The following is a 26,034-nucleotide window of genomic DNA, read 5'->3' on the forward strand; positions in this document are numbered from 1 at the left end:
CAGAGATGCTCAAGGTTAGTGAGAAAGGCACTCTCTTTCTCGAAAAAACTCGACAGACACCTGATGGATATTAAGTTCTTTGTCGCCAACTATAACTTATCATTACTTTTATAAAAGTACCCAAAAAAATAAAGCCTATCCTTCTCAGGATAGGCTTCAAAAAAATTATAAGCTAGCTATTTCACTATCAGTTTACCGTGCATGCGTTGCCAATGGTCTGGGTAGGTGCAGACAAAGTCATAGGTACCTGGTTCGGTTGGAGCTTTGAATTCCATATCCACTGTTTGACCTGGTAATACGATAGGCGTAGCTGCCAGGACGCCTACTGAATCTAGCGGTATATAATTACCTGATGCCCCTACCTTTGACCCAGCCATAGCAACTTGTTTATACTTGCCTGGCTCGGTAAATACTACATTATGCAACATGGGCATATCCACCGCCTCATTCAAAAGCTTTAGCTTTACAACAGAACCAGCATTTACCTCTAAAGTATCTTTATCAAAAGCTATTTCTTCCAATGTTTCTCCTACTGCCCTTAATGTAAATTCTTCCACCTCCTGATATGTGCTGTCATCCAAATCTGAACTTTGCACATTTTGTGAGGCGTCAGCAGCCGTTTCAGAATTGCCGCCTGCTTCTTCGTTTGAGCTACAACTGGCAGCGAGAAACATAAAACCTATAACCAGAAAAGAAAAAGTATTTTTCATTTATCATCTTTACAACATCCATACATACGCTTATTTGCGCTGATGGCTGTATGTATTTAGCCGAAATACTCCTGTTCCAGCTTATTATCATGTCCATAAAGGTCTTCCCTGAAATGGATTTGCCCGCTTTCATCTACCCAGGCCGTAAAGTATACCAGGTAAACCTGCACTTGCTTTGGTAAGGTTACCCAAGTTTCCTCACCTCCGTTAATTGCTTCTCTTATACGATTCTCGTCCCACTCAGGCATGTCTTTCAAAACATACTTTGCCAGGTCTAAAGGTCTTTCTACACGCACACAGCCGTGGCTGAAGTCACGCTGCGTTTGGCTGAACAGAGCATCTGCAGGAGTATCGTGCAGGTATACAGCATGTTCGTTCGGAAACAGAAATTTTATCTGACCTAAAGAGTTTTTCGGCCCTGGCTTCTGTCTCACTCTATAAGTAAAGTTCTGCTCCGTTACAGAAGCCCAGTCAATATCATATTCCGACACTCGCTGAGGATTTTTTTCCTTTGTCACAACCTCCATGTTTTGGCTTGCCAGATAACCAGGATTCCGTAGCATCTTTGGCTTTATTTCGTTTTCGACAATGCTATTAGGTACGTTCCAGTAAGGCGCCATCACCACATACTCTAGTTTATCGCTAAAAATAGGCGTAGAATGCATGGTCTTACCAACAATTACAGGCATTTCCAGTACTTTCTCATACTTTCTATCTGCTTCGGGATCGTTGTTAGGGTCTTCATATACATAAAGCTTGTATTCGGGTATGTTTACCCAAATATACTTCTGGTCAAGCTTTTTAGGCACCATACGCTTTGGTATCCAACGCCATCTTTCCATGTTGATCATGATCTGATCAATTCGTTCTTCTAACGGTATATTCATGGTAGAAAGGGTGTTTCCTCCTACCACACCATCCTGCTTTAGCCCATGCAGCATCTGGAACTGTTTTACCTGTCGTTCCAAATTAGCATCATAAACCTGAAGTTTCTTGTCATTAGCATTAAAATTCTGCTCTGGATTCAGCCTCTTTCTTAGCGCTAAAACTGCCTTAGCGGTATCGCCCTTCTGAAGCAATTTTCGGTCGCCTAGCTCAACTTTTGGCCAGCCGCCTTTTTCCTGTAGAGCTCTATACTCAGAAAGTTTGTCTCTTAGCTGCACATAACCGTGGTGCAGGGCCTCAAACTCATAATATGGGTAAGTACTCTCACGCTCTTTAAGAATGGTTTGTAAAGCCTTGTGCAGTTTTATTTTATTGTTCCGCACCCCCCAACTTACCTTCGATACATTTTGCGGATTAACGCGTCCTCTGTAGAAATCAGAAGCATAAACAAAATATGTAGCAGTAAGGGCCACATCTATTTCCTGCTGTAGTTTAAGCCTTGCCGAGTCACTCGGCGACATTTCTTTATACTTATTGAACATGGCATCAAAGTCCACCAAGCGATAATTGCGTGGTTCTAGACCTTCTTTGGGGGCATGATCTATTGTCGATAGTAGCTTTTCTGATTGAGGGACTAACTCGTTATCGTCAAACCAGGCCAGTTTATAATCTCGGTCTCCGTAGAAAAGAAACATAAGGTCTTTATGCTCTTTAAACTTTGGTTCTTTGTTTATATAGTCTAGCACAAACGTACTGTCTGTTTTACTTTGCGCTATCTCATTTTTAGAAAAAAGGCCAGCGACGCTATTGCTTGTGCTACTATCACTTGAGCCACTGTTGCAGCCAACCGAAAGCACACCTAACAAACCGAAAATCAAGCTGTATTTTAAGTTTATCAAATTATACGGGATCATATTGTTGAAATTTTAATTGCATGCACTTACACATCATAATGGCTCAATCATTAGCTATCAGTAGCAACCTTTCTTAGATAAATACTATCTTATACAAATAAATGAGCACGCAAGCGCATTTCCATCTTATGTACTTTAAATTTGCAAAAAATGTTCTCTTTTAAACCTCTATTGCATTCTTTGTGTAAGGAGATGCCAAAACCATGCCGCTAACCATCTAACTTCAAAACTAAATCAGGAATCTTGTGCACCTTCTGTTATTGCAAGTTTACTAATGGGAGCTGCATTTCAGAAAAAATTTAAAAAGGCTAACTTTGCGGCTTAACGAGCGTCTCAGTAAATGAAGATATACAAGACATATTTATTAAGCTTAGGTATAGCAGGTTGCCTGCACCTGGCTTCATGCAGCACACAGAATAATCAAAACACTGAAACTATGACAGTCAATAACTTAGCTCAAGCCTCTCAAGATGTACATAGCTATTCTAAGCCTAAAGAGGCGGTAGCCAAGCATTTAGATCTTGACATTACCGTAGATTTTGAAAAGAAGATTCTGAGTGGTACCGCCACCTACCAGATTAAGAATCTAACAAAGACAAACCAAATTATTTTTGACACACGTGGCCTTAAGATAGAAAAGGTTCTATTGGATGAGGACACAAAAGAAACAACTTTCAAACTAGGTAACGATGACAAAGTTTTAGGCCAGCCAATGTTCGTGGACATCAAGCCAGAAACAAAAACTGTGACTATACACTATAGCACCACACCTGAGGCAGCGGCTTTGCAGTGGCTAAGCCCACAACAAACGGCTGGCAAAAAACACCCTTTCCTTTTCACACAATCTCAGGCTATACTAGCACGCACCTGGATTCCGATTCAGGACAGCCCAGGCATACGGATTACTTACAGTGCCAGCGTAAAAGTACCTAAAGAACTTATGGCAGTAATGAGTGCGGAAAACCCTAAAGAAAAGAATGAGACAGGTGAATATAAGTTTTTAATGCAAAAGGCTATACCTTCCTATCTGATGGCTCTTTCGGTGGGAGATCTTGTGTTCAGGCCAATCGGGGAACAAACAGGTATCTATGCCGAACCTGCCACCATCGAGGCTGCGGCTTATGAGTTTGCAGAAATGGACAAAATGCTGGTCGCTGCCGAAAAACTCTATGGAAAGTACCGTTGGAACCGCTACGATTTACTTGTGCTACCACCCTCCTTCCCTTTTGGAGGTATGGAAAACCCTCGCCTGACTTTTGTAACGCCCACCGTTCTAGCCAAAGACAGATCCCTCACAAGCCTGATAGCCCACGAATTAGCGCATAGCTGGAGTGGCAACCTAGTAACAAATGCTACCTGGGAGGACTTTTGGTTAAACGAAGGCTTTACTGTATACTTTGAGCGTCGCATAATGGAAGAGCTATATGGCAAAGACTATGCGGATATGCTTGAGGTTTTAGGCTACCAGGACTTGCAACACACACTTGATGACTTGGGACGCAATAGCGAAGACACTAGATTGAAATTAGAGTTAGACGGACGAGACCCTGATGAAGGCCTGACAGATATTGCCTATGAAAAGGGAAACGCCTATTTAGTGCACATTGAAAGAGCAGTCGGTCGAGATAAATTTGATGCGTTTTTAAACAAGTATTTCCAGACCTTTGCCTTCGGTACCACCACTACCGATCGTTTTTTAGATTTTCTGAATTCTGAATTAATCAAAGGAGATGAAAAGTTGGCGGAGCAGATAAATGCTGATGCCTGGATTTATTCAGCAGGATTACCTGAAGAACATTACACTCCTGCTTCCAGCCTTTTTGCAAAAGTAGAAGAAACCTCACAAGCATGGCAGCAGGGCACACCTGCCGCACAACTTAATACCAAAGACTGGTCAAGCCATGAGTGGTTGCATTTTATAAGACTTTTGCCTGAACAGATGTCGCAACAAAAAATGGCTGACTTAGACAAAGCTTTCAACTTTACAAACTCTGGCAATTCAGAAATACTTGCAGCTTGGTTCTTACACGCCATCCGCAACAACTATATAACTGCTGACCAGGCAATGGAAATTTTCCTCACCAGTGTAGGAAGACGCAAGTTTTTGGTGCCTATCTACAAAGCACTTATTGCCACGCCAGAAGGTAAGAAGAAAGCATTGGCTATTTACGCGAAAGCACGACCAAATTACCACGCAGTTTCTACTGTTACATTAGACGAAATGCTGAAATAAATTATTAAGCCACAACGATTGGCAGAATAGCGAGTATGACAAAGCTAGAGCTTAACTTATCTGCCAATCATTATTGGGCTAGGCTGTTCTTTAATCATGCAGCTTAAAGAATATGAGCTTACTGTCTTTATGCTGCAAGTCGATACACTTGTTTGTCTCTTGATTACTTCCAGAAACAGTAACTCTTATTTCCGATTGTGCAGGGTTAGTGAAGATGCACCCAAAGCAGGAATCTATAACGTCGATAGTAGAACATGATTCAAAATGTTCTACAAATGCTTTTAGAGTTTCTTCCTGGCCCTTTACAGAATTACCATCAATGTCGCGGAGCAACTGATTTATTTCGTCTTCAACTTTGTCCGATTCATTTGTCCTAAGTGCATTAGCAAGTTTAGAGCAATTTAGACTTTGTTCGGGCAAAACATCATTGTCAGCATTACATCCTGTAGCCAACAGAGGAAGCAATATCAAAATCTTGAGTATAAAATCTTTCATAGCAATAAAATTTTGTGGTCAGTTCTTTATGCTATGAGCATTTTTACTCTTAAACGGTTGCATCATGACCAGGAACATTGGCAACAAAAAAGTAAATTTAAATATAAGGTTATGCCTAAAGAAGATTAAAAATACAGAGTTAGCTATACCCCTATTAGCAGAAAAGCCACACTAATAATTAGTGTGGCTTTTCTGTTATAACGAAACTCTGTATCCTTCTGCTCTGCTTGGGTAAGCTAGAGGAAGCTCAGAGCTTTTTCGTGCAATTTAATTACTCTGCTTTCGCGTTGATTGATTTTTCTGCAATCTCAGTCAGAAGGGAGTCTGTCTTTTTCTCTTCCTCTAGTGTTATCAGTAGTTGATCTAACACTTCATCCATGCCTAGTTGTTTTGCATAAGTGCAAACAGTACCGTAAGCGGCAATTTCGTAATGCTCTACACGCTGTGCAGAAGCAATAAGTGCTGCGTCCATAACACTGGCATCAGCTTTCTCACTCATCATAGAGTCAGCTTCTTTTATGATGCCTTCCATGGCTTTGCATTTCTCACCGCTTGATTTCTCACCGATAATTTCAAACACTTTATCCAGACGCTCAATCTGTTTCTCAGTCATTTCCAGGTGGTCCTGAAAAGCTTTCTTTAATTTATCTGAAGAGGCTGCTTCTTTCATTTTAGGAAGCGCCTTAGTGATTTGCTGCTCTGCGTTATAAATGTCTTTTAGTTCGTGGATCAGAAGATCATTTAAATTGTTAAGTTTCATAGCTTAGAAAGGTTTCGTTTAAGTTCTATTCTCTAAATTCGCTTCAGCTTTTTAAGCCTTAGCTTTCATGTTAGTTCTATACGGCTGCATTTTAGATGGGTTAGAAAATATAAATTAAAAAACAACAACAGCTTCACCTCTAATTGCTTAAGCTTTATAAATATAATTATTAATATATTTAGCTTGTTTAATTACAACTGTGCTTATGCATAAGGAATGAGCCTGAGGAGAAAGCAATTCTGAAACAGTTTTATTTTTTTATTGGTACCCTTATTGGGTTTATTATACAAAAAGAACCCTTCGATAAATCAAAAAGCACAGTGGACAAACCTAAAGGGAAAATAATAGCTATTGGTGGCAACGAGGACAAAGGCACGTATCCGAACCCTAAATCAAAGAAGAAATACTATCTGGACTTCTTTGAATTGGGCATCCTAAAACGATTTCTGCAGGAAATACCAGCCACAAATCCTCACATAGAAGTCATCACGACAGCGTCTATGATTCCTGAGGAGGTTGGAGAGCGTTATTTAAGTGCCTTTGGCATATTAGGAGCTGGAAATGTGAACCTGATGCACATCCGGGAAGAAAATGATGTACTAAATTCTGAATATATTAGCAGAGTTAAAGCTGCAGACGGTATTCTTTTTAGTGGTGGAGACCAATCCCGCATTACCCGTATTTTTAAAAACTCTGAAATACTTCAGATTATAAAACAACGCTACCAGCAGGAAAGTTTTGTGCTAGCAGGCACCAGTGCTGGCGCTATGGCCATGTCTAAATTCATGATAAAAGGCGGCAGTGCCACAGAATCCTTGCTTCGAGGCTCCGTTAAAATGGCTTCTGGTCTCAATATATTATCAGGAGTAATTATAGATACTCACTTTATAATAAGGGGTCGGTTTGGTAGACTCATGGAAGCAGTTGCCACACACCCAAAAACCATCGGTATAGGTTTGGGCGAAGATACAGGCATACTGATTACAGAAGGTAATATGATTGAAACCATCGGCTCTAACCTGGTTATTATAGCTGATGGTCACGACATTGGGTATACTAATATAGAGGAAGTAGCTATTGGTAGACCTATAGCCATAGAAAACATAGTGATGCATGTACTTGCAAAAGGCAATGTATATGATATTTATAAGCGCCAGTTTTACCGCAATTCATCTACTCTAGAGTAGGCACAGCATTCTATAAGGTCATACAGTCACACATCAAAAAAAATGTCTGTTAAGGCTACTCCTTATATATACCAACAAAAGTTTTTTCTTTATTTCGCTTGAAAGCTCTGTACATACCTTCTGTGTTGAATGGAAGACTTACATCTCCATTACTACTAACAGCGATAAGACCACCTTCACCGCCCATATTCACTAGCTTGCGCTGTACAACTTCTTCACAGGCTTGTTTCAAACTGTAGCCTTTGTATTCCATTAGGCAAGAAACATCATAAGCCACAACTGCACGCATATAAAATTCCCCATGACCTGTGCAGGAGACGGCACAGGTGGCATTATTGGCGTAAGTTCCAGCTCCTATAATAGGGGTATCGCCTATCCTGTTATAGTTCTTGTTTGTCATCCCTCCTGTAGAGGTGGAAGCAGCTAAATTTCCGCTTTTGTCTAGTGCTACAGCCCCTACTGTGCCAAATTTCTCGTCCTTCTTTTCAGAGTGGTCAAGCATGAACATATTAGAATCTCGCACTTCTGACCATTGTCTATAGCGGAAGGCATCAAAAAAATAAGCTTCATTTTCAAAAGCAATGCCATGGTTACGGGCAAATTCCTCAGCACCGTAGCCACTCAGCATTACATGGTCAGAATGGTCCATTACAGCCCTTGAAAGTTTGACAGGATTCCTAATGTTCTTAACTCCTGCCACGGCACCAGCCTCTAGCGTTTTGCCGCACATAATGGCGGCATCCATTTCATGCTTACCTTCTTTAGTAAAAACAGATCCTCGGCCAGCGTTAAAAAGCGGAGAATCCTCCAGCAACACAACAGCAACCTCTACTGCCTCTAGCGAGGATCCACCGTCTGCAAGTACTTGGTGCCCCGCCTCTACAGCCTCTTGCAACGCAGCTCTGTAGACCTTTTCCTGTTGACTAGTTAAAGATGCGGCGGTTATCGTTCCAGCACCTCCGTGTATCGCTATGGCAAAATTTGTCATCTCTATTTTGGATTGTAAATTGATGTTAGATACTACTTGATTAAACTTGATAGGTAACGCTTTTTCTAATCTGTTTTCAATAACTTATTTTAAAAATGAAATATTTAGGATAAAGTTATACATAAACTACCTCGAGATAAATTGTTAACAATTAGTATTTACACCTATAATATGTGCTAAAGGTTGCTCTTACGCCTACAGTCACTCAGCAGTTTTACAAGCTTTAAAAGAGTAATTTTAAGGTCTTAAAAGCGGAGGCAAATGATCTTTTTCAGGTAAAAAAGGGTTATCTTTGCTAACGGATTAAACCACTTTAAAACAATTTTATTTATGTCATTTGATATCCAAGGAAAGCTGTACGAAGCGTTTGAAGAGCAACAAGTAAGTGATAAGTTCAGAAAAAGGGAGTTTGTTCTCGAGATTCCTGATGGCTCTTATACTCAATATGTTAAGTTTCAGCTAACACAGGATAAGTGCAGCTTGCTTGACCAGTACAAAGCAGGAGATGAAGTTAAAGTAACATTTAACCTTACAGGTAAGCCTTTTACGAAAAACGGCACTACCATGTATTTTACTAACCTTCAGGCATGGCGCATTGAGAGTGCAGCCAGTGGTTTTGGTGCACCAGCAAGCGCTCCTGCGCAAGACGAGGCTCCATCCTTCTATAGCAACGATGCAGATAACGACTTACCTTTTTAAGCAGTCATTCCAATATAAAAAAAGCGAGCCTTACAGCTCGCTTTTTTTTGCTCTATTCACAAATGAACCGCGATCTACAGAACTTTTTAAGTTCTTTATCGAAGAAGAACTAAAGGCACAAAATCCATAACTGCCGCTCATGGTTATAGCGAATGTGCCTCAACTAAATCTATGGATGAACTGCAACGCCTGATTTGGAAAGGCGAAAACGATCAGCTAGACTTTAAGCAGCGGGTAACCCAACCAGAGAAAATTGCCAGAACACTTGTATCCTTTGCCAATACGAGAGGCGGCCAATTGTTAGTTGGCGTAAAAGATAATGGCACAATCTGCGGCGTAGACCCTGAAGAGGAAAAGCACACCCTGCAGATGGCTGCGGATTTTTATTGCGATCCTCCTGTTAAAATTATGTATGAAGAGGAAGAGGTTGATGGTAAAACCATACTTAAAGTAATAGTACCAGAAAGCATACACAAACCTCATTTAGCTAAGCTTAAAGAAGGCGACTGGCGTAGCTACATAAGAGTTAAAGATACCAGTGTACAAACAAGCAAAGTAGAACATAAAAAGCTTTCACAAGAACTGCAATCTCAGTTCGAGCCACTGCCATTGGACAGGCAAGAACTGTCTGCCCTTGATTACCTAGATAGGAACCCACGCATTACCTTGAAACAATACATGAAAGTAGCTAACCTGTCAGAGCGACGTGCTTATCGCATTTTGGTAAAACTTGTAATACATGGCTACCTACGATTGCATGACAAAGAGAAAGAAGCTTATTATACCTTAAGCTAAGACTTAGTCATGCTAAAAAATCCTGCAAGTCAGAAGATAATCCTTTCTTACCTATTAAATTACCATTTCTATAGATTCCAGTATAGATACAGTTGCCGTTCTGATCATACACCAGCCAGTCTTCAACTGTTTCTACTCTAAATGCTTGCCCCTCCTTCCCAACTTCACCATTAGGATAAAATCGCTTCACTTTCATGGATTCCTTTCCTCGTTTCATCATAAGTGAACCGTCAATATATGAGAGGTATTTCCAAATGCCAATTTCTCTCCCATGTTTGTATCGGCCTTTTCTCTCTAAAGTGGCATCATCTAACCAATAGACATTCCAGTGGCTATGCACCTGCCCTTCCTTATCATAATTGTTTAGTTAAAAAAATCCCTAACCTTCTCGAAATCTAACTTTGGGAGTGACTTCCAAACGGAACACAAAACAACAGCACTAATATTAGAAGTCCAGGTTACATCTTTATTCTCCCTTAAGGTTGAATACTTAACCAAATTTAAAAATTCCTACGCTTTATAATTAAATAATTAGTGAAACAATACCTTGGCTAAGGTTCTAGTATTCAGATGGATGTAGAACTTCAAAACTTATCTTATGGTAGTAAGCTTAACATGTGGTCTAGTATTTAAGATGAGCCTGTAGACATAAAGCAGAAATAAACGTATCTTATATTATATATAGTAATTGAAGTGCTTACCAGCAAGCCTAATCTTTCACCCTTAGCCTAACTACATGCCTACAACCGCCAAACCAGCCAAGGTCGAAGTTATTACTAAAACAAACGAGGCCGACACTCACCTTACAGTTACAAAAAAGCCTAAGCGTAAAGCTACACCTGATAAACCGACAAAAATCTTTGTTCTGGATACCTCTGTCATACTTTATGACCACAGTGCTGTACAAAATTTTCAGGAACATGATGTGGCCATACCTATTACGGTGCTGGAGGAACTGGATAATTTTAAAAAGGGAAATGATATCAAAAACTTTGAAGCGAGAGAGTTTATTCGTTTCATCGACAAATTATCTGCTGAACACAAACTGCAGGAATGGCTCCCACTAAACGGAACTAACAAGGGCAATTTTAAGGTGTTGATGACTTCAGAAAGCTCAGATGGTGCCGTAGCCATTTTCGGGGACAAGAATGACCACCATATACTCAATGCCGCTCTACACCTACAGCGTGAAAAACCAGATCATAAGGTGGTGCTGGTCACAAAAGACATCAATCTGCGCCTGAAGGCAAGGGCGCTGAATTTAATTGCCGAAGACTATGAAACAGGTAAAATTCAGGATGTAGCTGGGCTCTACACTGGTAACGATACTTTAGATGACGTACCATCGCAGGTTATAAACGAGCTGTTTGAGCAAGGTCATTCCGAAAGTACGTTGATTTTAGATACGCCACCAGCAGACAATCATTTCTTTATACTTAAAAGTTTTAAAAACTCTGCTTTAGCCTTTTATAACCAAGCAGAAAGCTCTTTAGAACGAGTAGACAAACACACTGCTTATGGTATAAAACCTCGGAATGCAGAACAGGCTTTTGCTCTACATGCCCTGCTTAACCCTAAGATCAAGCTCGTATCCATACAAGGTGTGGCTGGTACAGGTAAAACGCTCCTTGCACTGGCAAGCGCTTTAGAGCAGCGCCGTGATTATAAGCAGATTTACCTGGCCCGACCTGTGGTGCCCCTCAGCAACAAGGACATCGGCTATTTGCCAGGAGACATTAAATCAAAGCTGAACCCTTACATGGAGCCACTTTGGGATAACCTAAAGTACATACAGAACCAGTTCCCCGAGAATGGAAAAGAGTACCAGAAAATACGGGAACTGGTGGAACAGGAGAAACTGATGATTACACCATTAGCCTATATCAGGGGCAGAAGTTTATCGAATATCTTCTTTATAGTGGATGAAGCCCAAAACCTGACGCCTCACGAGGTAAAGACAATTATTTCACGCGCAGGCGAAAACACGAAGATTGTATTTACAGGGGACATTTATCAGATCGATACGCCTTACCTGGACTCACAAAGCAATGGCCTATCTTACTTGATAGACAGGGCTAAGAACCACCCGCTTTACGCGCACATAACCCTTTTAAAAGGAGAACGGTCGGAGTTAGCTAACCTAGCGAATGAACTACTCTAGTGCGTCATTTATGTAGCGGCTAATGTTGACATGCAAGCTTTAACCACTGTCTATTCCTACAGCACATTAATAAGAAAAGCAGCTGAAAAGCTGCTTTTCTTATTAGATAAACGATTAACTTAAATACCTTTCTTTTAAGATATTGATGTGATGTAGCTCATGTGCTGCAAGAACATAAATGAGTGCGCATAGCGACATTTTATTTCCGTTAGCAACACCATAACTTTCTAGCATTTCTGGGGTAAAGCTTCTGAAAAGTAAAAGATTTGATTTACGCACTAATTCATATTCTTCTAAAATGCTCTGAACAGAACGTGCATTGGCATTTGAATTAGCGGCATACATGTTCTCATCATAACCTGGTAAAGAGGCCTGTTCTCCTCGACTGAAGCAAAGAGCGCGGTAAGAAAAAATCCTTTCAGAGTCCAGCATGTGCTGTAATAATTCTTTCATTGTCCATTTACCTTCGGCACAGGCTTCTTTGGCACGTGCATCAGGTATATTACTGAACAAGTCTTTAATATCTTCTATTTGTCTTTCCAGCAAATTTAAAACATCCTCATCTGGCAGTTGGTCTATGTAAGGCTGGTAGTACGATGGAAAATCGGCTGAATCTGGTCTTGGTATCATTTGCGAATATGTTTTTTTATTTGGCAGCGCGCTTTTTACTATTGTTGTAAACAAGGGTCTTTAAGCCAGCTAAGCTTTGCTGCAGGTCTTTTTGTGCTTTCCTTTTTTGCCAAAGGCCTTTTACAAGAGCGATAGGATGATTATTTAGCGGACTTACCTGTGTCCAAACAACCTCTGTTCCTTCTGCAGCCTTTCTTAACAAAATTTTTCCTTTCGTTTTGAGAGTGTCATCATCCTGCATCTGCTCGTATCCTAACATTTCAGCTTCCAGGCTTTGAGTAAAAATCATCTCGCTGCTACCCACTTTATCTCCGCTCCACCTGTGTCGAGCCCCAGCACCAGCTAAAGGACCGCCGTACATGTGAATCAACGAAGGGTCATTTTCCTTGTTCCAGGCACTCCATTTTTCCCACTCGGTTGGGTTACTAATCAAAGGGTAAATTTGAGACGGATCGTCATCCATCAGCTCTGCGTGGGTTACTTCATACTGTTTTGGCAGCAGATAGGCACCCATATATAAGCATACTGCTACAAAGAGCAGCGACAATAGCACTTTTGGCAACAGCTTCATAAGGTTCTGTAAAAAATCTATTGAAAACTTATATTTTTATAAGATTTGGCTGCACCAATTTAACGGGATTGTTTGAATACTTTCAATAGGTACTGCATAATTATTTTTCTGAATTAAAAGCAATCTAAAAAGGGTGCCAAAGCCTATAATACAGCTTTATCGGCTTATTTGTCGTATGGATATCTATAGAACATAACATATATAAGAAATGACAGCAAATGATTGGATCCATAGGGGGCTTACCATGTCCCAGAACCCTATTTTTAAGAAATTTATGGGCAAGGCTGGTGGTCTTATGGCAAAACCAGTTAAGCTAGGAATATTATTAACAACCGCCTACGGCAAATTGATTGAAGTAAACCCTGACAAGCCTGCTCTACAACAAGTAAAGGACATCATGCAAACTTTTATCAGGTTGGTGAAAGCTTACTACAACGGCAGCTATCGCAGCGTAGAAAAGAAATCTTTACTTGTTGGTGTGGCTGTGCTTTTATACCTCGTAACTCCTTTCGATATAATTCCAGACTTTATTCCTGCTCTTGGACTATTGGACGATCTCAGCATAATGGCTTGGTTTGTAACGGCTTTTCAATCAGAGATAGAAAAATTTAGAACATGGGAAGAAGGTAATGCCTTCGAACCTGCCTTAGATACTTTATAAGTATATGCTGTCTTAAAAAACCATCAAATAAGGAACGGCAATTTGTGCATCGGCTGCTAAGTAAAATAGCAGCCGTTTTTTTTTGTTTAAGCTGTTACCTTTTTTTCAAATGAACGTATTCACATATAACTATTAATATATAAACTTATACCATTTCAAGTATGAAAAAACATTTTATTCGCGCCTGTTATGTGGCAGCATTAGTATCGTCTTTTTATGCCTGTACTACTCCAGCTGAAGAAGAAGGTATTGCAGAATTTGCCAAAATACATAAAGCCGCCATGGCTGAGATTAGTCCAGGCTGCGAGATGATTACCTTCGAGCCTGGTACCTATAAGAGGGGTGCAGATGGTTTTGTAACTGAATTAACAAGCTCCGCAGGCTCAGGCCCAGTATTAGTAAGTGCTTTCCGAAAAATAAGTACATCTTCTACTTATCAAACAAAATCGGTAGCAAACGTTTTTGATTCTTTCCAAGCGAAAACTGTACAAGACCAGGAAAAGGCCCAGCAATTCCATGTACAGGATTTACTAACCCCGAACACGAACTATGGAGGGTTTGGTATTGGTGTTGGAGGAGCATCCACGGCTTACGCCAACGATAGAAACCTCGGCAATTTACTTATCATTAACAGGTCTGATAACTTTAATGTAGCCTATGACTACAGTCCTGGAGGAAAAATGATAATAGATTTTTCCAACTTGGGCACAGTAACTCTAAAGGCAGTAACGGTAATTGATATCGATTCATATGAGGCAGGATCTGAAGTAAGGATGTATGGTACTGATGGTGAATTGTTGAAAGCAGTACCTATGGAAGTAAGTGGCGACAACGGTGTTCAGGTATTAAATTTAGGCGACACCAAAGGAGTGCAGACTATGGAGGTATATTTAGGACTTGTTAACGAAGAAACAGGCTCTGCAGCAATAGACAACATAGAATTTTGCCGAGAATTACCAGAAGAACCAAAAACTGGTTGCACCAGAACCCAAGGCTACTGGAAAACTCATTCTCAGTCTGGTCCAGCTCCTTACGATGCAACTTGGAGCAAAATAGGTCCTGCTGCCGAAAAAACTCCTTTCTTCAACAGCGGTATGTCCTACATTCAGATCATGCAGAAGCCCGTTCAGGGCAATGGTTATTATAACCTGGCACACCAGTACATTGCAGCAAAGCTAAATATGTATACTGCTTATGCTTCGGATGAGGTAATGAATGCTTTTAACCAGGCGACTACCCTTTTAAGCAACCACAGCAGTAATGTTGTTGCAGTAAAGTCAAACAAAAAGCTGAACGCAGAGTTTGTTAAGCTTGCGGGCATACTAGATGCATATAACAATGGCAATCTAGGTACCGCACATTGCGATGATACATCTTCAGCTAAAGCTGGCAAGTAGAAACAACTTAATATAGAAATAGCAGCTTATACTATAGGAGCTACTTAAAGCAAAAGCCGCAGGACATAGAATCTTGCGGCTTTTTTATGCATACTATGAATAAACATTCATTGGCAAGCATCTCAAATAAACAGAGAATAAAGGCAAGGCCAATCAGCGTTTTTACTTATTGGATAGAAAGTTTCAAATCATTGCATTGTCTAGACTTAGAATTGTATGAGGCTAGACAGATTCAGCAGTGTTTTAGACACAGGTTTGCTGTTCCACTTTCAAATCTTCGACTGTTTTGAGCAAAATCTGATGGTTTACGCAAACTTACGCTTCGTATCAAACTGTCTTGTTTCTTATGCCAGCAGCAGAGCGAGATTAACTAGGGATAAATAGCTTTACATACTTATTAAGGGATTCCTGTTGTCCAATTTGGATAAGATCAGAAACTGAATCAGCATCAAATAACTGTTACAGAAAATGAAATCCTGAAGCTGGAACATCAAAATGGCATTAAAAAAGCGTTGTTTTCAGTATACTAGTATATATTTGAACTGGAAGGATTTTATGCTACAGTTGTTTTCGGCAGCATTTTACTAAAAGGTTATAGATTGAGGTATATAAGTTTCTAGGATAAGTTTTTTCAAACGAATTGTAAGTTACATGCATTTATGCCACAAGAGATGACTTCACTCCTTCTAGACTTCCTTCAAAAGCGACTGTTGCTGGCATACTGGCAGGTGTTGCAGTAACCAAGGAGCTTATTGACCTAAATTTTAAGAAAAGATATAAATGAAAGCACTACTTCTTATTGATATACAAAACGACTTTTTGCCTAGCGGTGCTTTAGCCGTACCTGAAGGCGGCCAGGTTATACCTATAGCAAACCAACTGCAGCAGCATTTCGATTTGGTAGTAGCCACACAGGACTGGCACCCGCAAAATCATAAAAGTTTTTCCTCTCAGCATACCGCTAAGCAGCCATTTGATGTGATAGACCTGTATGGCCTAGAGCAGGTGCTGTGGCCAGATCACTGTGTGCAGGGTTCGGTTGGGGCAGAGTTCTCCAAAGAACTGAACATGCATAAAGTAGCAGCCATCTTCCGCAAAGGCACCAACGCAGAAGTAGACAGCTACAGCGGCTTCTACGACAATGGCCACCGCATATCAACCGCTCTGTCCGATTACCTCCGTGGCAAAGCTGTCACCGAGGTATACTTGGCAGGCTTAGCAGGAGACTACTGCGTTTACTTCTCAGCTAAAGATGCGCTGCAAGAAGGTTTTGCGGTATACCTGATCGATGACGCCTGCCGTCCCATCAGCCCCGAAGGCTATCAAAAGGCAAAGGAGGATATAGTAAGTAAAGGCGGTAAGGTGATCAATAGCAGCGAAATTATAGGATAGCATCAAGCTTCCCTTTGGGGCTCATCTAATTGAATAAGTAAAGCTCTGTTTACGACATACTATACCGTCAGGTAACTTAGATAACAGATTTGAATCAAGGGATGAGTTGCTAGTACGACACAAAAGTATAGAATAGAGGAAGCCATCATAGTGTAAAGATGGCTTCTTCTATTTTAAAGCAATTTCAAATGAATCTATAAACTTATCATGTCGCTACTGATTATCGTTCTACTCCTGCCACCAAACTAAAGGAACATTTATGTATAAAAAGCCTTTCCAAGCCTTGTGCCTAGAAAGGCTTTTCCATTTTAGAAGGTCATTATGATGGGAAGGAATAAATCAAATAAAATGAATCGAAGAAGGCAAAACACCCTCTTTTGTTCGAAATTCTCATCATAAAACAGAACCTGAGAAAGCTTTAGAGATTGTATTTAATTACAACATATATTGCTGTAAAACAACTACTTAACGCTAATAAAATAGATTTTAGAAAAAGTAGACATTCGTAAGAATGGTTTTATTTCAGATGGTTTATATGGGATATTTAAACTCAATTAGATAATAAAAACTTAAAACAAAGGCTATCAAGCAGCTTGTTCTGCAAAAAAGGCCTAAGATTTTAGAGAAAATATCAAAAACAGCAATGGCATTAAATAAATACAGCCGCATCTACACACAAGACGACAGCCTGCCTGCTTCCCAGGCTATGCTGATTGGTTCTGGGATCTCAGAAGCAGACCTTCAGAAACCTTTCGTAGGCATTTGCTCCACAGGTTTCGATGGTAACACCTGCAACATGCACCTAAACGATTTGGCCGATGAGGTAAAGAAAGGTGTTAATAAAAACGGCATGGTTGGCCTTCGCTTCAATACGATTGGTGTAAGCGACGGCATTACAAATGGTACTGCGGGTATGCGCTACTCGCTTGTTTCGAGAGAAGTAATTGCTGATTCCATCGAAACCATAACGGGGGCACACAACTATGATGCCTTGGCTTGTGTGGTGGGTTGCGATAAAAATATGCCTGGATCGCTGATGGCTTTGGCTCGCCTTAACCGCCCTGGCCTGATGGTATATGGCGGCACGATTAAAGGCGGCGAGTTCAAAGGAGAGAAACTGAACATTGTTTCCTGCTTCGAAGCTTACGGCAAAAAGCTGAACAACAATATTTCGGAAGAAGATTACAGAGGCATCATCCGCAACGCCTGCCCTGGGCCTGGTGCCTGTGGCGGTATGTACACGGCCAACACCATGGCTTCTGCTGCCGAAGCGTTGGGTATGTCTATCCCCTTCTCCTCCTCTTCTGTAGCCATTAGCCCTGAGAAAAAAGCCGAATGTTTAACCACAGGCAGCTACCTGCTACGCCTATTGGAGATGGATCTGAAGCCACGCGATATTATGGTGCGCGAAGCCTTCGAAAATGCGTTGGTATTGATTACAGTGCTGGGCGGCTCTACGAATGCAGTCATCCATATGATTGCCATTGCGCATGCTGCAGGTGTTAAACTGAGCCTTGAAGATTTTCAGGCAATCTCTAACCGTGTGCCAGTGCTGGCCGACCTGAAGCCAAGCGGCAAGTACTTGATGGAAGACCTCTCAGCTATGGGTGGTGTGCCAGCTGTAATGAAAACGCTTCTGAACGAGGGTTTGATTACAGGCGATTTGCTAACTGTAACGGGTAAAACAATAGCAGAAAACCTGGCAGATGTAAAACCACTGGGCGAAGAGCAGGACCTGCTGCGGCCATTCTCTAACCCAATCAAAGCAGACGGACATATCCAGATCCTATACGGCAATCTCGCTCCGAAAGGAGGTGTGGCTAAGATAACAGGTAAGGAAGGCTTGGTTTTCGAAGGACCAGCCGTTGTGTTTGATTCTGAGGAAGAGCTGAATTTAGGCTTAACGCAAAATAGAGTAAAAGCGGGCGATGTAGTAGTTATTCGTTACGTCGGGCCGAAAGGCGGACCAGGTATGCCTGAAATGTTGAAGCCAACTTCGGCGATTATGGGTGCTGGCTTGGGTGACAAAGTTGCTCTCATCACTGATGGACGTTTCTCTGGCGGTACACACGGGTTCGTTATCGGACACGTAACGCCAGAAGCTTATGACGGTGGCCCTATCGCTTTGGTAGAAAACGGCGACTTAATTACGCTTGATGCCAGCAGCAATGTGCTCCACCTGCATGTAGACGATGCAGTATTAGAATCAAGAAAAGAAAATTGGCGAAAGCCAAAGCCGAATGTTCAACAGGGCGTTCTGCTTAAATATATAAAAACTGTTAGCGACGCAAGCAACGGATGTATAACAGATTTAGATGAAGCTTATGTTAACGCAAGAGAAACAAGCAACAGCATTGCTTGAGGAAGAAACAAAAGCAGTTTCGGGTGCTGAGGCCCTGATAATAGGTTTGCTTGAAGAAGGTGTAGAAACTATTTTCGGCTACCCTGGCGGGGCAATCATGCCCATATACGATGCCCTATATGATTACCAGGATAAACTGAACCACATACTGGTGCGCCACGAGCAAGGCGGTATACATGCGGGTCAGGGTTATGCCCGTGCCTCTGGCAAAGTGGGCGTCGTATTTGCCACTAGCGGCCCTGGTGCAACCAACCTGGTTACAGGTCTGGCCGATGCCATGATCGACAGTACACCTTTGGTTTGTATAACAGGTCAGGTTTTCGCGCATTTATTGGGTACCGATGCTTTCCAGGAAACGGATATCATCAACATCACCACTCCCGTAACGAAGTGGAACCACCAGGTGACAAATGCCGAAGAAATTCCTGAGGCATTGGCCAAGGCTTTCTACATAGCAAAAAGCGGACGTCCTGGCCCTGTGGTAATTGATATCACCAAGAACGCCCAGATACAGAAATTCGATTTTGCAGGCTACAAACCTTGTAATCATATCCGCAGTTACCGCCCTAAACCGATTGTGCGCAAAGAGTACATCGAGCAGGCAGCGGAGTTGATCAACCAGGCGAAAAAGCCTTTTGTGTTGTGGGGACAAGGTGTAATGTTGGGCTCAGCAGAACAGGAATTCAAGACTTTCATAGAAAAATCTGGTATACCTGCCGCTTGGACAATTCTGGGTGCTGGAGCCTTGCCAAGCGACCATTCGCATAACGTAGGTATGCTGGGCATGCACGGCAACTATGGTCCTAATGTGCTCACCAATGAGTGTGATGTACTCATAGCCATTGGCATGCGCTTCGATGACCGTGTAACGGGTCGCCTTGATAAATATGCCAAGCAAGCCAAAGTCATTCACCTGGATATAGACCCTTCGGAAATCGACAAGAACGTGAAAACCACGGTACCTGTATGGGGAGATTGCAAAGAAACACTGCCGCTGCTGACAGAACTGGTGCAGGAGAAGAAGCACACGGAGTGGCTACAGAGGTTCCGCGAGTATGAAGCACAGGAAGTTGAGACAGTTATAAAAGACGAGCTCTTCCCTACTTCCGAAGAACTGACTATGGGCGAAGTAATTCAGCAGCTGAACGAGCTGACGAAAGGCGAAGCCATTGTGGTAAGCGATGTCGGCCAGCACCAGATGGTGGCCTGCCGCTATGCTAAGTTAAACCATACGCGTAGCAACATTACTAGTGGCGGTGCAGGCACCATGGGCTTTGCCCTACCAGCAGCCATAGGTGCCAAATTTGGCGCACCAAACAGACCAGTTGTGGCTGTAATTGGAGATGGTGGCGTGCAGATGACGATACAAGAACTCGGCACCATCATGCAGAGTGGCGTGGATGTCAAAATCATCATCCTGAACAACCAATTTCTGGGTATGGTGCGGCAGTGGCAGGAGCTCTTTAACGACCGTCGTTATTCTTTTGTAGATATCACTAGTCCTGATTATATAACAGTGGCAAAGGGCTATCACATAGAAGGCAAACGTGTATCGAAGCGTGAAGAGCTGACGAGTTCTTTAGAAGAAATGCTGAACCACAAGGGCTCTTTCTTGCTGGAGGTTATGGTTACCAAGGAAAACAATGTGTTCCCGATGGTGCCACAAGGCTGCAGCGTGAGCGAGATCAGGCTGAAGTAATCTTCTGACGAAAAAAAAATATTAACGAAGTATAAAGACTAAGACACCGACTATATTTTAGAAACAGCCGATAAAGCTTCTGATCAGCCTTATGACTAGAAATAAAGTCTTGTGTCCTGTGTCTTGCTACTTGTGTCCTTTTAACTATGACAGATCAAAAGCATATAGAGCGGCAGGAGTTCAACATTACGGTGTACGCCGAGAACCAGATTGGTTTGCTCAACCGCATTGCCATCATCTTTACCAGGCGCAAAATCAATATCGACAGCCTGAACACCTCTCCTTCTGAGATTGAGGGCATTCACCGCTTCAACATCGTGATCCACGAAACGGAGGAAGTGGTGCGCAAACTGGCTGGCCAGATAGAGAAGCAGGTCGAAGTGCTGAAAGTATACTATCACACAAACGAAGACGTGATTTGGCAGGAAATGGCACTGTATAAAGTGCCTACGGATGTGATAGCTGAGAAAGCATTGGTAGAGCGTCTGCTGCGTGAAAATGGTGCACGCGCCGTGGTAATCCGCAAAGACTATACGGTGTTTGAAACCACAGGCCACCGCGAAGAAACAGACAACCTAATCAAGGTATTGCAGCCTTACGGACTGATTGAGTTTGTACGTTCAGCTCGCATCGCCATCATCAAAAACAGCGAAGGCTTCAACAGAAAGCTACGCGAGTTTGAACAGGCAGAACCAGGCCATGAAGTGGTAGAAAACGAATACCTGAACAACAGGGACAAAGTGTTTACAATGTAAGTATAGACGCTAGATATTAGAATTTAGATTTTAGATTTTAGACTTTTTCACTATGTAATGTAGTCATCATGTATGATCATCCCTTTGCCCATTTAAAGCGCGGGACTAAGAAGGTCTAGCATCTAATATCTAGTATCTAAAATCTGAAAATAAAATCAACCTAATAAATAAGCTAAAACGAAAAAAATGGCAACTATCAATTTTGGAGGAGTAGACGAACAAGTAGTAACTCGCGACGAATTTCCTCTTTCTAAAGCTCAGGATGTACTTAAGAATGAAACGATCGCTGTAATTGGTTACGGCGTGCAAGGTCCTGGCCAGGCGCTGAACATGAGAGACAATGGCTTTAACGTGATTGTGGGCCAACGCAAAGATTCTCCATCCTGGGAAAAAGCTAAGAGCGATGGTTTTGTAGAAGGTGAAACGCTTTTCTCTATCGAAGAGGCTGTAGAGCGTGGCACCATTATCTGCAACCTGTTGTCTGACGCTGGTCAGATTGCAGTATGGCCAACTATAAAAGAAAGACTGACAGCTGGTAAGACGTTGTACTTCTCGCACGGTTTCGGCATCACGTTTAAAGAACAAACTGGTATTATACCTCCTGCTGATGTTGATGTGATTTTGGTAGCTCCAAAAGGAAGCGGAACAAGCTTGCGCAGATTATACCTGGCAGGTGGCGGCCTAAACTCTTCTTTCGCTGTTTTCCAAGATGCTACAGGCAAAGCTTATGAAAAAGCTGTTGCTATGGGTATAGGCGTGGGTTCTGGTTACCTGTTCGAAACAGATTTCAAAAAAGAAGTATACAGCGACTTAACTGGCGAGCGTGGTGTATTGATGGGTGCCCTGGCAGGTATCATCGAAGCACAATACCAGGTGCTGCGTCAGCGTGGCCACTCTCCTTCTGAGGCTTTCAACGAAACAGTTGAAGAACTTACCCAGAGCTTAGTGCCATTGGTAGGCGAAAACGGTATGGACTGGATGTATGCCAACTGCTCCGTAACTGCACAACGTGGTGCCCTTGACTGGAAAGGCAAGTTTAGAGAGGCTACTCTTCCTGTACTTAACGATCTGTATGACAGCGTAGCATCTGGCAAAGAAGCAGAGCGTACTATTCAGCGTGGTTCTACGCCAGGTTACCGCCAGGAACTGGAAGAGGAACTGAAAGAACTGCGTGAATCAGAATTATGGAAAACTGGCGCTGTAGTAAGAAAGCTGCGCTCCAGAAAAGCTTAAGTTTAAATTAGTATTTACAGCGTTTATAGTAGAGACTTTCTAAAGCAAGCCTTGTTGCTAGGAAAAAATTAGCCGTTGTTGTGTTTTTTCACCAACAACTTAACAGCCAGTAGAAATGGTAATTCAGTTTATGTTTTACTATCTACTAAGCATTTTCACTTGCTGGTAAAAACACACAGCAAGGGCGCAGGTGTTTGTTTAGGTGAAAATCGAAGCTATGAACGCTGTACTTGTAAAGTATAAAATGGATAAAGATTTAGTGCTTGATACCGTTGTGAGCCTGGAGAAGGTAGAGCAGGCAGCCAGGAACCTGAAGGGGGTTATCTTTAAAACACCTTTGATGCAGAACCTGTCGCTGTCGCAGAACTATGAGTCCAGCATATACCTGAAGCGGGAAGACCTGCAGGTGGTGCGCTCCTACAAAATTAGAGGGGCGTACAACAAAATGTGCACGCTGCCGCAGGAAGACCGTGCGCGGGAGATTGTATGCTCCAGTGCAGGAAACCATGCCCAGGGTGTGGCTTACGCCTGCCAGCTGCTCGGTATTAAAGGCTATATTTTTATGCCTGCCAACACGCCTGCTCAAAAAGTAAACAAGGTAAGGCTGTTCGGCAAAGACATGGTGGAAGTGGTGCTCACGGGCAACACTTACGACGACACCTTTAAAGCTGCTAAGGAATTCTGCGAAAGCCGAGGCAGTATTTTCATCCCTCCTTTTGATGATATGGCCATTGTAGAAGGACAGGCAACGGTGGGAGTGGAAATGTTGAAAGATGCCAAATTTGATATCGACTACTGCTTTATGCCGATTGGCGGCGGCGGTTTGGCTTCGGGCGTATCGAGTGTGTTTAAGCAACTGAGCCCGAACACCAAGCTAATTGGTGTGCAGCCATTGGGGGCTCCCTCTATGTACCAGTCGGTGAAAGAGCAGAAACGCCTAATGCTGGACAAGATCGATAGTTTTGTAGACGGTGCCGCCGTAAAATGCCCTGGCGAACTCACTTTCGGCATTTGCCGAGAACTGCTCGACGATATCGTGCTTATTCCTGAGGGCCAGATTTGCGAAGACATCCTGAAAATGTACAACGAGGAAGGCATTGTGCTGGAGCCAGCAGGTACGCTAACTATTTCTGCATTGAAATCTTATGCTGAGAAGATAAAAGGCAAAAATGTGGTATGCGTGGTAAGCGGTAGCAACAACGACATCACCCGCATGGAAGATATCAAGGAGCGCGCCATGCAGCACCAGGGACTGAAGCACTACTTTATGGTGACGTTTAACCAGAAGCCAGGGGCTTTAAGAACCTTCGTAAACGAGGTGCTCCACCCCGACGACGATATCATTCATTTTCAGTACATCAAAAAGAATAACAAGGAAAAAGGCCCTGTGTTTGTCGGTATCGAGGTAAAGCAGCCGCACGACGTCGAGAACATCAAGTTCAGAATGGCCGAAGAAGGTTTCGCCTACGAATATCTTAACGGCAAACAAGACTTCCTTAATTTGCTGGTATAGTTCTTTAGCTTTATTTGTATTTGAAACAATCCCCGTTTAGCGCAAGTTAAACGGGGATTTGTTTTAGATATTGACCTATAAATTTTGATAAAGATGTTTTGAAAATTGCTATATTAGGATGAGAATAGTCAAAGCTACCATATCTATATATAGTGCAGATAAGCGTAGGTTTACGTTTATACATAAGTTGGCGGTAATTAAAAATATTATATGGACACACCAGACTTTTCAAATATCTTAGGCCAAGAAACGATAAAGAAAATCTATGAAGATGGTCTTTCTAATCCTACCAAGGAAGTAGGTAAAACAGCAACTGATTTAGTTAAGGCCGCTCGACTTTTTACGGCTCCTATCCAACTACTGGCTGCTTACCAAGACCGTTTGGAAAAATATCTAAACCAAGTTAGAGAAGCTGTTCCAGAAGAAAGACAAATTGAAAGTCCTGCATCAATTGCAGGTCCAGTCTTAGAAAAGCTTAAATATATTGAGGACGAAAATTATCTTAAGGATTTATACTTAAACCTTTTAAAGAAAGCTATAGACAGAGAAAAAATCAATGAAGCTCATCCTGCTTTTGTTTCAATAATTGAACAGCTTTCACCTGATGAAGCCTTGATTATTAAAGTTGTTGCAGAACAAAGGATTTATTATAAAGCTAAGTTCTTTACTATAATTGAGGTTGGGGATACATCTAAGGAGGATATAGTTGAAAATTTATTCCCTTTAGAACAACTTACATTCCCCCAACACTTTAATATGTATATACTACATCTTATATACTTAAATTTAATTGATACGCCAATATTTCAGCAAACGGAACCAGATGAATCTCACGAACAGAAGCCTGTAATTAACTCTAGATACATTAGGCTTACTGAATTTGGAGTATTGTTTCATAAAGCTTGTATCGTTTAAGAAATAACTCCCGCCAACAAGGTATAAACGTCATCTCGGCCGACGGCCTTAGCCGTCATTTATATGAGCCGTTGACAAAATTAGAAAGCATGAAGAACAAACTATCACTACTAATACTCCAAGTCTTGTTTATGGGCTGCCAGTCACCCAGCGCTGAAGCAGAGCAACAAGGAAGTTCTTTGCCGACAGTACTCTCTAACCCTGTAGTTCAAACTGCTGCGATAGTACATAATACGGAACACTTAGATTGGCAAAGCCTCCGCATCAATGGAAAGTTTCCTTTGGCTACAACTGTAAATAACATTGATGGTCTTCTGGGGAAGCCAGATAGTGTCAATACTATTGACTGGGCTGAAACCTGCTCATCTAATTTTAGAAGCGAAGACTCTAAACTTGCCTACTACGGTGGCTATCGTTTTGAGCAGTTCGAGGACTCCCTGGATTTTCGAAGTGTTGACTTTCGTAAAAACAAAGAGCTGTTTTTGCAGAGCAAAGACTTCAAGTTAAACTCTTCTACTACGTTGGACGAGGTTAGGAAACGCTTCCCCAATACGGCTACGAACATTGACAAAATGAATGTTTATGAAGTAGGCGAAGTAGAAGCCATTGCGTTGCCACCTTCCAAAGCACTTTACGAAGGTCATTGGTTACTAATGTTCCAGAATGGGAAGTTGATTAGAATTGACGACTGGTTCCCGTGTTAAAAATTCCTTGTGTCAATTGAGTAGACGGCCCCGCTACCTAACGGTAGCGGGGTGCGCCTCTCACACCACTGTACAAGCGGGTCTCGCATACAGCGGTTCGTTAAGTTGTGGAGCTACTTTCCTGTAGTAGTTGAGCAATGATTCATATCCCCTACGGACGAGCCTTTTCACCGTTACCGTCGTTATCAGGATGGGGCTTTGAGCCACTGCCCAGCCTCCTTTCCTGGTTCTGCTCCAGGCATATGCTTGGCCTTTTGGAACACCCAGCCGAATCAGGTTTTCCCTTTTCCGTTCCGATCGTTTCCAGTCATGCCAGATGCAGTGCCTGAGTCTATTGCGTATCCAACTGTCGATGTCTTTGAGCTTGCCCTGTAT

24 protein-coding genes and 1 pseudogene are annotated in these 26,034 nt (G+C 42.1%); 16 read left to right on the forward strand and 9 right to left on the reverse strand.

Annotated features, from left to right (window positions below; translation table 11 throughout):
* Positions 1–114 (forward strand): annotated as a pseudogene (locus LN893_RS18330) (IS1 family transposase); the annotation flags it as partial.
* Positions 115–176: 62 nt separating this feature from the next.
* Here LN893_RS18330 and LN893_RS18335 read toward each other — a convergent pair.
* Both LN893_RS18335 and LN893_RS18340 read right to left on the reverse strand, forming a co-directional pair.
* The gene (locus LN893_RS18335) at positions 177–710 is read right to left on the reverse strand and encodes a plastocyanin/azurin family copper-binding protein (protein WP_229972625.1); all 534 of its coding nucleotides are present in this window, start codon (positions 708–710) and stop codon (positions 177–179) included.
* Between the two features lie 56 nt (positions 711–766).
* Positions 767–2,509 carry a L,D-transpeptidase family protein gene (locus LN893_RS18340; protein ID WP_229972626.1) on the reverse strand — a complete coding sequence of 581 codons (1,743 nt, stop codon included), beginning with the start codon at positions 2,507–2,509 and terminating at the stop codon, positions 767–769.
* A gap of 436 nt (positions 2,510–2,945) precedes the next feature.
* On the opposite strand from LN893_RS18340, the gene LN893_RS18345 reads away from it, so the two are divergent.
* The gene (locus tag LN893_RS18345; protein ID WP_229972627.1) at positions 2,946–4,742 is read left to right on the forward strand and encodes a M1 family metallopeptidase; all 1,797 of its coding nucleotides are present in this window, start codon (positions 2,946–2,948) and stop codon (positions 4,740–4,742) included.
* A 90-nt stretch (positions 4,743–4,832) separates the two neighbouring features.
* Here the strand turns inward: LN893_RS18345 and LN893_RS18350 are convergent, their stop codons facing one another.
* The gene (locus tag LN893_RS18350) at positions 4,833–5,237 is read right to left on the reverse strand and encodes a hypothetical protein (protein ID WP_229972630.1); all 405 of its coding nucleotides are present in this window, start codon (positions 5,235–5,237) and stop codon (positions 4,833–4,835) included.
* Between the two features lie 271 nt (positions 5,238–5,508).
* Positions 5,509–5,997 carry a YciE/YciF ferroxidase family protein gene (locus LN893_RS18355; protein ID WP_229972632.1) on the reverse strand — a complete coding sequence of 163 codons (489 nt, stop codon included), beginning with the start codon at positions 5,995–5,997 and terminating at the stop codon, positions 5,509–5,511.
* A 320-nt stretch (positions 5,998–6,317) separates the two neighbouring features.
* Between LN893_RS18355 and LN893_RS18360 the strand changes: the two genes are divergently transcribed.
* The gene (locus tag LN893_RS18360; protein WP_229972634.1) at positions 6,318–7,184 is read left to right on the forward strand and encodes a cyanophycinase; all 867 of its coding nucleotides are present in this window, start codon (positions 6,318–6,320) and stop codon (positions 7,182–7,184) included.
* A gap of 55 nt (positions 7,185–7,239) precedes the next feature.
* Here the strand turns inward: LN893_RS18360 and LN893_RS18365 are convergent, their stop codons facing one another.
* Positions 7,240–8,172 (reverse strand): isoaspartyl peptidase/L-asparaginase family protein, encoded by a 933-nt coding sequence (locus LN893_RS18365; protein WP_229972636.1) that lies wholly within the window; start codon positions 8,170–8,172, stop codon positions 7,240–7,242.
* Positions 8,173–8,502: 330 nt separating this feature from the next.
* On the opposite strand from LN893_RS18365, the gene LN893_RS18370 reads away from it, so the two are divergent.
* Entirely contained in the window at positions 8,503–8,871 is a 369-nt protein-coding gene (locus LN893_RS18370; protein ID WP_229972638.1) for a DUF3127 domain-containing protein, read from the forward strand.
* A gap of 171 nt (positions 8,872–9,042) precedes the next feature.
* Positions 9,043–9,666 carry an AlbA family DNA-binding domain-containing protein gene (locus LN893_RS18375; protein ID WP_229972640.1) on the forward strand — a complete coding sequence of 208 codons (624 nt, stop codon included), beginning with the start codon at positions 9,043–9,045 and terminating at the stop codon, positions 9,664–9,666.
* Positions 9,667–9,673: 7 nt separating this feature from the next.
* Here LN893_RS18375 and LN893_RS18380 read toward each other — a convergent pair whose 3' ends face one another.
* On the reverse strand, positions 9,674–9,862 hold the full coding sequence (locus tag LN893_RS18380; protein ID WP_229972642.1) for a hypothetical protein: 189 nt from the start codon (positions 9,860–9,862) through the stop codon (positions 9,674–9,676).
* 540 nt (positions 9,863–10,402) lie between these two features.
* On the opposite strand from LN893_RS18380, the gene LN893_RS18385 reads away from it, so the two are divergent.
* A complete protein-coding gene (locus LN893_RS18385; protein ID WP_229972644.1) occupies positions 10,403–11,827 on the forward strand; it encodes a PhoH family protein in 1,425 nt (474 codons plus the stop codon).
* Positions 11,828–11,941: 114 nt separating this feature from the next.
* Here the strand turns inward: LN893_RS18385 and LN893_RS18390 are convergent, their stop codons facing one another.
* The gene (locus tag LN893_RS18390; RefSeq protein ID WP_229972646.1) at positions 11,942–12,511 is read right to left on the reverse strand and encodes a DinB family protein; all 570 of its coding nucleotides are present in this window, start codon (positions 12,509–12,511) and stop codon (positions 11,942–11,944) included.
* Positions 12,474–13,028 (reverse strand): SRPBCC family protein, encoded by a 555-nt coding sequence (locus LN893_RS18395; protein ID WP_229972648.1) that lies wholly within the window; start codon positions 13,026–13,028, stop codon positions 12,474–12,476. Before LN893_RS18395 ends, LN893_RS18390 begins: the two co-directional genes overlap by 38 nt.
* Before the next feature lie 208 nt (positions 13,029–13,236).
* On the opposite strand from LN893_RS18395, the gene LN893_RS18400 reads away from it, so the two are divergent.
* From LN893_RS18400 to LN893_RS18445, 10 genes are all read left to right on the forward strand, one after another.
* Positions 13,237–13,689 carry a YkvA family protein gene (locus LN893_RS18400; RefSeq protein ID WP_229972650.1) on the forward strand — a complete coding sequence of 151 codons (453 nt, stop codon included), beginning with the start codon at positions 13,237–13,239 and terminating at the stop codon, positions 13,687–13,689.
* Between the two features lie 161 nt (positions 13,690–13,850).
* Entirely contained in the window at positions 13,851–15,086 is a 1,236-nt protein-coding gene (locus LN893_RS18405) for a hypothetical protein (RefSeq protein WP_229972652.1), read from the forward strand.
* Positions 15,087–15,866: 780 nt separating this feature from the next.
* Positions 15,867–16,478, forward strand: coding sequence for a bifunctional nicotinamidase/pyrazinamidase (pncA, locus tag LN893_RS18410; RefSeq protein ID WP_229972654.1), 612 nt, complete (start codon positions 15,867–15,869; stop codon positions 16,476–16,478).
* Between the two features lie 643 nt (positions 16,479–17,121).
* Positions 17,122–18,840, forward strand: a complete 1,719-nt coding sequence (gene ilvD, locus LN893_RS18415) for a dihydroxy-acid dehydratase (protein ID WP_229972657.1) — start codon at positions 17,122–17,124, stop codon at positions 18,838–18,840.
* Positions 18,803–20,539, forward strand: a complete 1,737-nt coding sequence (gene ilvB, locus LN893_RS18420) for a biosynthetic-type acetolactate synthase large subunit (protein WP_229972671.1) — start codon at positions 18,803–18,805, stop codon at positions 20,537–20,539. Before ilvD ends, ilvB begins: the two co-directional genes overlap by 38 nt.
* A 146-nt stretch (positions 20,540–20,685) precedes the next feature.
* Complete coding sequence (gene ilvN, locus LN893_RS18425) at positions 20,686–21,294, forward strand: acetolactate synthase small subunit (protein ID WP_229972660.1); 609 nt, start codon at positions 20,686–20,688, stop codon at positions 21,292–21,294.
* A gap of 186 nt (positions 21,295–21,480) precedes the next feature.
* Positions 21,481–22,527 carry a ketol-acid reductoisomerase gene (gene ilvC, locus LN893_RS18430; RefSeq protein ID WP_229972662.1) on the forward strand — a complete coding sequence of 349 codons (1,047 nt, stop codon included), beginning with the start codon at positions 21,481–21,483 and terminating at the stop codon, positions 22,525–22,527.
* A gap of 217 nt (positions 22,528–22,744) precedes the next feature.
* Entirely contained in the window at positions 22,745–24,040 is a 1,296-nt protein-coding gene (gene ilvA / locus LN893_RS18435) for a threonine ammonia-lyase IlvA (RefSeq protein WP_229972665.1), read from the forward strand.
* Positions 24,041–24,250: 210 nt separating this feature from the next.
* Entirely contained in the window at positions 24,251–24,955 is a 705-nt protein-coding gene (locus LN893_RS18440; RefSeq protein ID WP_229972667.1) for a DUF4393 domain-containing protein, read from the forward strand.
* Positions 24,943–25,659 carry a hypothetical protein gene (locus LN893_RS18445; RefSeq protein ID WP_229972669.1) on the forward strand — a complete coding sequence of 239 codons (717 nt, stop codon included), beginning with the start codon at positions 24,943–24,945 and terminating at the stop codon, positions 25,657–25,659. Before LN893_RS18440 ends, LN893_RS18445 begins: the two co-directional genes overlap by 13 nt.
* Positions 25,660–25,719: 60 nt before the next feature.
* Here the strand turns inward: LN893_RS18445 and LN893_RS18450 are convergent.
* Positions 25,720–26,034 (reverse strand): group II intron maturase-specific domain-containing protein (locus LN893_RS18450; RefSeq protein ID WP_500797100.1); only part of this gene is annotated, 315 nt, incomplete at its 5' end.

This window comes from Pontibacter harenae, assembly GCF_020907245.1.
In the GTDB taxonomy this organism is placed as follows: domain Bacteria; phylum Bacteroidota; class Bacteroidia; order Cytophagales; family Hymenobacteraceae; genus Pontibacter; species Pontibacter harenae.